General features: G+C 53.3%; 11 protein-coding genes. 3 read left to right on the top strand and 8 right to left on the bottom strand.

The features are described from left to right. Window positions 1–116: 116 nt before the first annotated feature. From M7F93_RS09955 to M7F93_RS09935, 5 genes are all read right to left on the bottom strand, one after another. Window positions 117–482: a cytochrome o ubiquinol oxidase subunit IV gene (locus M7F93_RS09955; RefSeq protein WP_298172764.1), complete on the bottom strand. Its 366-nt coding sequence runs from the start codon at window positions 480–482 to the stop codon at window positions 117–119. Beyond that, window positions 479–1,114: a cytochrome c oxidase subunit 3 gene (locus tag M7F93_RS09950; RefSeq protein ID WP_298172761.1), complete on the bottom strand. Its 636-nt coding sequence runs from the start codon at window positions 1,112–1,114 to the stop codon at window positions 479–481. Before M7F93_RS09950 ends, M7F93_RS09955 begins: the two co-directional genes overlap by 4 nt. A 67-nt stretch (window positions 1,115–1,181) precedes the next feature. Next, the gene (locus tag M7F93_RS09945) at window positions 1,182–3,329 is read right to left on the bottom strand and encodes a cbb3-type cytochrome c oxidase subunit I (RefSeq protein WP_298172758.1); all 2,148 of its coding nucleotides are present in this window, start codon (window positions 3,327–3,329) and stop codon (window positions 1,182–1,184) included. Window positions 3,330–3,347: 18 nt separating this feature from the next. Next, window positions 3,348–4,313 carry a COX aromatic rich motif-containing protein gene (locus M7F93_RS09940; protein ID WP_298172756.1) on the bottom strand — a complete coding sequence of 322 codons (966 nt, stop codon included), beginning with the start codon at window positions 4,311–4,313 and terminating at the stop codon, window positions 3,348–3,350. 144 nt (window positions 4,314–4,457) lie between these two features. Then, window positions 4,458–4,835, bottom strand: a complete 378-nt coding sequence (locus tag M7F93_RS09935) for a hypothetical protein (protein WP_298172753.1) — start codon at window positions 4,833–4,835, stop codon at window positions 4,458–4,460. A 532-nt stretch (window positions 4,836–5,367) separates the two neighbouring features. Between M7F93_RS09935 and M7F93_RS09930 the strand changes: the two genes are divergently transcribed. From M7F93_RS09930 to pdxH, 3 genes are read left to right on the top strand one after another with little or no spacing between them, the layout of a single operon-like run. Then, window positions 5,368–6,111: a type 1 glutamine amidotransferase domain-containing protein gene (locus M7F93_RS09930; protein WP_298172750.1), complete on the top strand. Its 744-nt coding sequence runs from the start codon at window positions 5,368–5,370 to the stop codon at window positions 6,109–6,111. Beyond that, entirely contained in the window at window positions 6,108–6,767 is a 660-nt protein-coding gene (rpiA, locus tag M7F93_RS09925) for a ribose-5-phosphate isomerase RpiA (protein WP_298172747.1), read from the top strand. The genes M7F93_RS09930 and rpiA overlap by 4 nt, the downstream gene beginning before the upstream one ends. Before the next feature lie 28 nt (window positions 6,768–6,795). Continuing rightward, a complete protein-coding gene (gene pdxH, locus M7F93_RS09920; protein WP_298172745.1) occupies window positions 6,796–7,452 on the top strand; it encodes a pyridoxamine 5'-phosphate oxidase in 657 nt (218 codons plus the stop codon). A 14-nt stretch (window positions 7,453–7,466) separates the two neighbouring features. Here pdxH and M7F93_RS09915 read toward each other — a convergent pair whose 3' ends face one another. From M7F93_RS09915 to leuC, 3 genes are all read right to left on the bottom strand, one after another. Beyond that, window positions 7,467–7,781 (bottom strand): hypothetical protein, encoded by a 315-nt coding sequence (locus M7F93_RS09915; protein ID WP_298172741.1) that lies wholly within the window; start codon window positions 7,779–7,781, stop codon window positions 7,467–7,469. Between the two features lie 20 nt (window positions 7,782–7,801). Next, window positions 7,802–8,425, bottom strand: coding sequence for a 3-isopropylmalate dehydratase small subunit (gene leuD, locus M7F93_RS09910; RefSeq protein WP_298172736.1), 624 nt, complete (start codon window positions 8,423–8,425; stop codon window positions 7,802–7,804). 152 nt (window positions 8,426–8,577) lie between these two features. After that, window positions 8,578–9,990 carry a 3-isopropylmalate dehydratase large subunit gene (leuC, locus tag M7F93_RS09905; protein WP_298172733.1) on the bottom strand — a complete coding sequence of 471 codons (1,413 nt, stop codon included), beginning with the start codon at window positions 9,988–9,990 and terminating at the stop codon, window positions 8,578–8,580. Window positions 9,991–10,186 lie beyond the last annotated feature (196 nt).

Raw genomic sequence — 10,186 nt, 5'->3', positions numbered from 1 at the left:
ACCAGCCAACCACCCGGACTGATAACGTCATCTCCCCTTCTATCGCGTGGGGGAGTTCAGCTACCGCAGTGTCTGACGTCTTCCGTCCCATAGCCGTGGGCATGGTATTTACTCCCTCAATGCATCATGCCGGGCATCCCGGGCATGATCATCGTGTGAAGATACAATTGCGAGAACATCCACCAGGTCAGACCAATGGTAATCAAAAAGAGTGGTATGAATAGAACCAAAGCTACGGTATTCCATATGTTGTGTTCGGAAATATCGATATGCAGCAAAAAGTAAATCTGCGCCATAATCGCTATGCCTGCACAAGCCGAGATGACCATCAACAATCCAAATGGCGGCACGGCATGCGATGTCACCAAGAAAGTAGCGACGAGCATCAGGATGCTAGAGATCGCGAATCCTAAAAAGTATCCACGGGACGTGGATATCTGTACTTCTGGATGCAACGTTGGATCATCGTGACCGTGACTCATGACATATATCCCCACAAATAAACGAACACGTAAACAAATACCCAAATAATAGCCTGCAAATGCCAAAACATACGCAGTGTTAACAACCGACCCACCACTTCGGTGGTGAAACCTTTGATCATTACCTGAGCCATCATGACCAGGATCCAGATCAGCCCAAAGAAAATATGAGTGGCGTGTACCTGGGTCAGGACAATAAAGGCAGACATACCCCCACTGGTCGCCACGCTAATGCCCAATGACGCCAGATGCGTCATATCGTGAATATCTAACATCAAGAACAACACACCCAATACGAAGGCTGCGAGCAGCCCACTAATCACACCACTCTTATTCTTGTGTTTAAGTGCGTTCATACCAAAACCGTAGGCCAGAACACTAAGAAACAGAGCCATGGTTTGAACAAAGGTATACCATGGCTTCACGAAATCAGCCGGGGTAGGGCCACCAAAATAACTATGCTGGTAACTCAGCACGCCATACGCGGCAAAGAGCGTCGCAAACAGCATGCCATCACTAAGCAGGTACATAAAATAACCCAAAGTACGTGTAGAGATTACATCATACTGATAGTGACCTTTATCCCATAACTCTGCCGTTTTTGGATCCACATTACAGGCGGGTGAACTCATAAAAAACTCCTCAATCTGTTTCCTTGAATTGGCAGCCGACGGTCTCGGCTACCATCTGTCAGAATCATCAACTGCGATGATCCAACCCTACTGATGAGCCAGGCTGCGACGCTAATGGTGGAAGATCAGAACGCTCATAGGCTATCGCATCACCCAACACACCGCCACCCACCCGATAATGTTGTTTGCCAATTTGCGCTTCACGGCGCATAGCATCTTTTTCCATCTCTTCCAGTTCTGCAGCTGTAATGATGTAACCCGGATCGCCTTTAAAGGAGCGGTAAATCACGAGCGCCATAATCGCCAGCAGCGAAAGGATACAGAGCCACCAGATACGCCATACCAGAGCGAAACCCAATACAAAAGTCAGGCCACCGAGGATGATGGCAACACCGGTATTATTCGGCATGTGGATATCCTCATAGTGATCAGGTTGGACATGATCGATACCATTATCTCGACGCCAAGCCACTTCATCACGCGTACTGATATGCGGCAATACGGCAAAGTTATAAAATGGCACAGGAGAATGGGTAAGCCATTCCAAGGAACGGGAGGTCCCCCAAGCATCAGTACCAACCCGGTTCTTTGCGTGATCGCGAATGCTGACATACAGCAGCGCAAAAAAAGCAAGGACGGAAATCATATATACGACAATGCCGAATTCCATTACCAGAAGATAGGGATGCCAGGCGGTGTTAAACACATAATCCAGACGCCGGGTCATGCCCATAAAGCCCAACATGTACATGGGCACAAACACCAATGTCGTACCTGCGGAAAAAAGCCAGAACATGGTCTTTGCCCAAAACTCATCCAGCTTAAAGCCGAAGACCTTCGGGAACCAGTAGATCACCGAAGCAAAAATGGCATACACAATCACCAGCAGCATAGAGTGAAAATGAGCGACCACGAAAACGCTGTTGTGAACCATGTAGTTAATAGCTGGGACAGCCAGCATCATACCAGTCAATCCACCTATCAGCAACAGGAAAAGTGCACCAATAGCCCACAGCATGGCAGCATTAAAGGTCAGGCGGCCACGATACATGGTAAAAGCCCAGTTAAACACCTTCACACCGGTAGGGATACCGACCAGCATGGTAGCCACACTGAATGCACTGTTGACGTAAGGACCCGCACCCATGGTAAAGAAGTGATGCAACCAGACCAACCAGGAAACGCCGGCAATAGCCAAACTGGCCAGCACCATAGTGATATAGCCAAACAGCGGTTTCTCCGAGAAGGTCGGAAAGATTTCCGACATCATGCCGAAAGCCGGAAGAATCACAAAATACACTTCCGGATGACCCCAGATCCAGAACAGGTTGGTGTAGAGCATCAAGTTTCCACCCAGACCCGCCGTGAAAAAGTGCGCGCCCAAATAACGATCTGCAGCCACTAATCCAAGTGCTACCTGCAATGCCGGGAAAGAGGTCAGTGCAATCACGTTCGCCGAAAGCGAAGCCCAGACAAAAATCGGCAAGCGGCCCCAACTCATGCCCGGCGCACGCATTTTGATAATGGTAGCCAGAATATTGATGCCGCCGAGCGTGGTACCCAATGCCACCAACTCCATGGTCCATATCCAATAATCTACACCCACGCCCGGACTATATTGCAATTCAAAAATCGGTGCATATCCAAACCAACCGTTGTGTGCGAAATCTCCCACGAAGAGGGAAATCATGATCAACGCCCCGGCCGCCGCGGTAATCCACAGGCCTAGTGCATTCAGATAGGGATAAGCCATATCACGTGCGCCAATTTGAATGGGCACAATGATATTCATGAAACCCACCAGCAAAGGGGTTGCTGCCAGCAGAATCATGATCAGGCCGTGCGCGCTATAGACTTGGCCGAAATGGAACGGCGTCAGATAACCGTGAGTTGCACCAAATACTCCTGAGGAATGCGTACCTACAGCCCAGGCCTGCTGGGTGCGGATCATCAAGCCATCAATAAAGCCACGAAACAGCATCACCAAACCGAGAATGATGTACATTACGCCCAGTTTTTTATGATCCACCGTGGTCAGCCATTCCTTCCACAGATAGGTCCATTTCCCGTAGTAGGTGATCAGGCCCAGTATAATAATGGTCCCGATAACCACTGCGACAAACAACGGCGCCAGGATGGGGTTATCATAAGGAATCTGGGACCAGGCAAGGCGCCCCAACATGGGGTTCCAGCCCCCGGCTAAATCTACGAGCATGTATCGATCCTCCTGTTGTTAGTCGCGGTGTTCAGCGTCTTGCTTCTGCATATATGCCACCATGTTTTCCGTCATCATTGGCGGGATGGGCCAGGTTTTTCCATTCATGACCTCGTCGATGACATGGTCAAACAAACCATTCTGCACCGATGAGAAATACGCCACCTTATGATGCACATCAATATAAGGTTCCGCGTAATGATTAAAGCTGGTGTAGGTCATCGAGGTAGGGGACTGCTGCACTTTTTGTACCCATTGGCCAAAGTCGGCTGAACTCAACATTTTGGTCTTGAAAGTCATCCACGAGGTACCCGCACCAGCATAATCCGAAGCGATTCCCTGATATTCCCCGATATTGTTGCTTTCCAGCGCATTTTTTGTACGCATGCCGGGCATCACGTCGATCATACCCACTAATTGCGGGATAAAGAACGTCGTAGTCACGGCGGTCGAGGTCAAACGGAAAAATACCGGGGTATGTGCGGGCAGCACCAATTCATTGGTTACAGCCATATGATACTGCGGATACACGAAGAGCCATTGCCAGTCAGTGGCAATCACATCCACCTCCACAGGATCACCATTGGGCTTCATATGATTGGTAATAACTGTGGGATTATAGGGATTTATTTCAAAAGTCCCCTTGACGGCAAACCAGGACAAAAAGCCGACAGCGATAATAGGAATACCCCAGACAAACACCTCAATGGTATTGGAATGGGACCATGTAGGGTCATATTTCCCCCGATTTTTACCTTTCTGGTAGCGCCACATAAACCAAATTACCAACAGCGCGGTCAGCCCAACAATGCTCCCCATAATCACTACATCTAAGATGAGATAGAACAAATCGGTATCTGCCATCAACCCTTTTGGATTGAAGATCCAATAGGGATTACCGGCACAACCGTTGAGCAGCAGAATCGGCGCGAGGGCAGCATAACGCCACCCATTTTTCAGGTTATTCCTCCACTTCACTTGCATTTACATTTCTCCCTGGCGGACTACAGACCATCCGCAATATGACAAGATAGCGGTCACTATCCGATTACCTTTCCCGATGCTACGTGCAACTCAGGATTTTTATGTACTCTTTAGCAAATCTGCCACAGGAATGAGACCCGCTCTTTACAGTCCGGCGGCCAACAACTCAATCAAGGCCACACGCGGGAGACTGAAGACATGCCCAAATCGGCGACCTGCTGTTGACGCAATTGGCTTCAGCGCATGCTCCAACTCATACCGAACATGGTTGCAGAAAAAGCTGCGAAGCATCCGACGATTCAACGCACTGCCCGCATGAGCAGAAGCCAACCCAATGAACGAATAGGCGCCGTCGAAGAACATATATATGGCGAAAACCCAGACGAGCTGCATCATCGTCTTGTCAAGGGCGATCAGCGAGGCTAGAACAAATAGCAGGGCGACGCCGCCGCGCACGCTTAGCAGCGGCCAAGAAAACAAGGACAACTGATGAACGGCGGATACCGATGCTTGCGGTTTCATAATCACACTCCTCGCGTTGCGTACAAAACACCACATCCGCGCAAATAGTACAAACTTATACTTTTAATGCTTATTAACTACCCGGCAGTAAAGTTAGTGCAGGCGAGAGAGCAAAGCAATAGAGATTTGCCCCAAATATTTTTGGGTTTAGGCAAACACCATTAGTGATATATATATATAATATTTTTTTATTCTAATATAATTATTATCTAATTATTTATGCCATGAAACCCACAATAAAAACAAATGACTATGAAAACACGCCAACGAAACACAACCATACTACAAACTATAATAATATTTATTGTAGCATGTTAATGTATTTCTTTCTTGTTCTGAACAAAATTTCCATGACTAAGACCAAATTTTTTATTAAAAATATATTATCATATTTTTATATATAAACCGGTGCCACCGCCTCGCGCTGCAAAATCACAACATAACGTCGCCCTCTGCAGAACACCCCCTTTGCAGTCACAGAGGTGATAATCCACATTTCGTTGACTCCTACTGACCATGCTAAACTTGGAGTATGATTGTTGCTACCCAACCTTTCGTCCTGATTCTACTCAGCGCTGCGCAGCGTCTTCGCCTCAGTGACGGTACCGAAATAACTACCGGCTTCTGGGCGGAAGAGTTGGTAACACCTTGGTTGATGCTGCGCAAAGCAGGATGGTCGCTCCGGATCGCCACGCCGGGTGGTGTACCTCCGCCGGTCGATACGGAGAGTCTTGGGTCGACCGCACTCGGTGGGGATCACGGCAAGGCCGCCTATTTATGCGATACTGTCCGGCAGATGACGGAATTACACACGCCCGCTGATTTAGATGCGCTGACGAGCAAGGATCTGGACGCTCTAATCGGTGTTTTCATTCCCGGAGGCAATGGGCCGCTCATGGACCTCTGTCAGGCACCCGCCGTGGACCGGTTGCTGCGCTACTGCTTGGCGACAGCAAAGCCCATCGCCACCCTCTGTCACGGCACGGCAGCACTCCTCGCTACCTGTAACGGGAAAGAACGTTCACCATTCTGCGGACAGCGGGTAGCCTGCTTCAGTGCCGCAGAGGAATCGGCAACATCACTGGCTGGGCGTTGGCCTTATACGCTGGAAGATCGCCTGCGGCAGGAAGGCTTCCTGATCAGTGTCGGCGCACCGTGGCAAAGCCATGTCGCCATGGACAGCCTTATCCTCAGCGGTCAGAATCCGGCCTCTGGGGCAACACTCACCCACGCTTTTATGCAACGCCTCACCGTCACACAAAGGAAGAGCACATGAATACTGATGCACTCAAAAAAATGGCGGCCGAAGCCGCCCTGCGCTACATCCAGCCCGGCATGGTCGTCGGTGTAGGCACCGGCTCCACCACCAACTTCTTCATCGAGGCATTGGGCGCCGCCAAGATTCATGTGGACGGCTATGTGGCATCCAGTATTGCTACCGAAAACCGCCTCAAGGCACAAGGCCTCAACGTGCTCGACCTTAATGGTACCGGTGACATTCCAGTTTACGTCGATGGTGCTGATGAGGCCGACCCGCACTTCCGTCTCATCAAGGGCGGCGGCGGCGCACTCACCCGTGAAAAGATTGTCGCCAGTGCTGCCCGCCTTTTCGTCTGCATTGCGGATGCGAGTAAGGAGAAGCCCATGCTCGGCAAATTCCCCTTGCCCGTGGAAGTGATTCCATTCGCCCGCAGTTTTGTCGCCCGGCAGCTGGTGAAGCTCGGCGGCAGCCCCACCCTGCGTAATGGCGTCACGACGGATAATGGCAATGTCATCCTCGACGTTACCGGGCTTGATCTTTCAGATCCGTTGCAGATGGAAGAAAACATCAATGCGATTCCGGGTGTGCTGGACAATGGCATCTTTGCCCATCGACGTGCGGATGTGATGCTGTTCGGCAGCCCTGACGGCGTCATCGAACGCCGGGCGTAAACCCTAACCATTTGAGTGGAGGAACGATATGAAAGGCGAAATAGACCACCGCAGTACCCGCCGTGACTTTATGCACAGCGAGTTACATCGCCGGGATCTGAATCCTGATCCCTTCCGCCAGTTCGCCGACTGGCTGGCGGCGGCGACGACAGCTGGCAACTTTGACGCGACGGGCATGGCGTTGGCAACAACGGATGCAGAGGGGCGCCCCGATGTGCGTATCGTCCTTCTCAAACATTTTGACGAGCGCGGTCTGTGCTGGTACACCGATCAGCGCAGCCCGAAGGGACAGGAACTGGCGGCGAACCCGCGAGCGGCCGTCGTTTTTTACTGGCCGGAAAATGATCGGCAGGTACGGGTAGACGGCCCCGTCGAGAAACTCAGCGATACCGAGGCAGAGGCCTATTTTCAGCAACGTCCCGACGGCAGCCGTTTCGCCTCTGCTGCCTCCGAGCAGAGCCAGCCCATCGCCAATCGCGCGGCACTGGAGCAGCGGGTAACGGACTTACAGGCCCGTTATCCCGCTGGGGATGTCCCGCGCAACCCCGCCTGGGGCGGCTACCGTCTGCAGCCGGAACACTTCGAGTTCTGGCAGGGGCGCCCCAATCGGCTGCATGATCGCTTCCGTTATAGCCGTTCGGCGGGCACCGGCGGGGTCTGGGTCATCCAGCGGCTGATGCCCTAGAGGGCAGCGCGGCGCTAAAACACCTCCAGCCGCGCCGCGTAATCCACCACGATCATCCGGTAGATATTCTCCCCCAGTTGCACATGGGCAGACTGCGGAGTACCGATACTTATAGTGTTACTCCCTGCCATACTCAATCCCGAAGGTCCGAAGTGCTCCTGCTCAATAAGGTCATTGAGCAGGGCCGCCAACTCCTCGCGGGGCGCCGAAACGGTGTTGTCAATCAACCTGCACGGCTTACCCCGTTTAGTCATGCCTTCAAGGATAACCGCATCTGAACGCAAGGGTGGCAAGCCACTCTCTTCTTCTATCGGTGAATCCTGAACCATACCTTCTCGCTCCTGAGCCATTAATCGCGAAATAACCAAGGTGCTGTTTGCCGTCGCTGTGTCTCGTAGGCACGGATAGCACAGTCCTGCTGCAGGGTGAGCTGGATATCATCCAGACCATGCATCAGTTTGTGCTTATGACCTGCATCCATGGGGAAGGCATACCGACTATCGCCCATAGTCTGCACTTCCTGCACGGGCAGATCTATGCGCAAACGATAGCCGGGGTTCGCCATCACCTCATGGAAGAGATGATCCACCACATCCATGGATAGACACACCAGCAAGATGCCATTCTGTACACAATTATTGGCGAAAATATCCGCAAAACCCGGGGCAATCACTGCCCGGAAACCATAATCCGCCAAGGCCCAGGGCGCATGCTCGCGGCTGGAGCCACAACCGAAGTTCTCCCGCGTCAGGAGAATCTGCGCACCCGCATAAGCGGGCTGATTGAGGACAAAATCCGGGTTATCCACCTGTTTTCCGTCCCGCTCCAGATAGCGCCAGGCATCAAAGAGGTGCTTGCCCAAGCCCTTGCGCTCAATAGTCTTGAGGAACTGCTTGGGAATAATGGCATCCGTGTCCACATTGGGACGATCCAGCGGTGCAACCACCGCTTCTAATACGGTAAAGGCTTCCATTTCAACTTTTCTCCATCTGACGCTGAACGACATATTCAACGGCAGCACATTCGGCTGACCAGCCGCGCTGCGCCGCAAAAATACCGACCTCCACCATGCCCAGGCTGCACAAGCCCAAAGCGAGGCGCGGTAACCAAAACCGCGCGCACTTTTTAGTGCGCGGCCCAGTCACGCACATCCACAAAATGGCCGGCGATAGCTGCCGCTGCTGCCATCGCAGGGCTCACCAGATGGGTCCGGCCTCCGGCCCCCTGGCGTCCTTCAAAATTACGGTTGCTGGTACTCGCACAACGCTCTCCCGGCTCCAGGCGGTCGGCATTCATGGCCAGGCACATGGAGCAGCCCGGCTCCCGCCATTCAAAACCGGCATCCCTGAAGATGCGGTCCAGGCCTTCGGCCTCCGCCTGTGCCTTCACCAGGCCGGAACCCGGCACTACCAGTACCACCTTGACCGATACGGCCTTGTGATGGCCTCTGGCAATCGCCGCTGCCGCACGCAGATCTTCAATGCGGGCATTGGTACAGGAACCGATAAACACCTTATCCAGTACTATGGAAGAGACGGGCGTGGTGGCCTTCAGGTCCATGTAGGCCAGCGCATCGCTCCAGCCCTTGCGCCGCACCGGATCTTTTTCCAGTGCTGGATCGGGGACCCTGGCTGAAATATCGACGACCATCTCCGGACTGGTTCCCCAGGTCACCTGCGGAGCAACGTCTGCCGCCTCCAGACGAATCTCCGCGTCGAACTGCGCACCAGGGTCGCTGTGGAGATCTCCCCAGACCGCAACCGCCTGATCCCAGACCTTACCGACTGGGGCATAGGGACGGTCACGCAGGTAATCGATGGTAACAGCATCTACGCCCACCATGCCCGAGCGCGCCCCGGCCTCAATGGCCATATTGCACAGAGTCATGCGGCCTTCCACGGACAGGGCCTGCACCGCAGGTCCGGCAAACTCGATGGCGTAGCCGGTGCCACCCGCCGTACCGATTCGTCCGATGATCGCCAGCACTAGGTCTTTCGCGCTCACCCCATTGCTCAGCCTGCCCTCCACCCAGATGCGCATGGATTTGGCTTTGCGCACCCACAAGCACTGGGTCGCCAGCACATGCTCCACTTCGGTGGTGCCGATCCCAAAGGCCAGCGCTCCCAACGCCCCATGGGTCGCCGTGTGGGAGTCCCCACAGACCACCGTCATACCCGGCAAGGTCAGTCCCTGCTCTGGGGCAATGACATGGACAATGCCTTGTCGCCTGTCGAGCATGCCGAATTCTTCAATGCCAAATTCCGCGCAGTTCTGGTCGAGGGTATCCACCTGCAAGCGCGAGGTGGCATCGGCAATCCCTGCGGCGCGATCCGTGGTCGGCACATTGTGGTCGGCGGTGGCGATATTGGCGTCCATGCGCCATGCTTTGCGGCCCGTTGCCCGCAGCCCGGAAAAGGCCTGTGGGCTGGTCACTTCGTGCAGGAGATGACGGTCGATATAGAGCAATACCCCACCATCTTTCTCCGTATGGACCACATGGCTTTCCCACAATTTATCGTAGAGTGTTTTTGCAGACACTAGTTGTCTCCTCAGAAATAGATTGTTTACGATCCGCCGCCGACTGCCATCAGGCGGATGGAGACACGGCACCTATCCAGGCCGCATCTATGGCACAATCGTTGTTCGGCTGAATGGCGAAATAGTCCCGCACCTCGGTGGCGGCATCCGCGCAAAGACTATGGATCGCGGCGACCCGCAAGTCCGGAGTCCGCAT

It is taken from the genome of Acidithiobacillus sp. (assembly GCF_027322205.1).
Classification (GTDB): Bacteria; Pseudomonadota; Gammaproteobacteria; order Acidithiobacillales; family Acidithiobacillaceae; genus Acidithiobacillus.
Note: the sequence above shows the minus strand (reverse complement) of the source record. Positions and strands in the feature narration are given on the sequence as shown.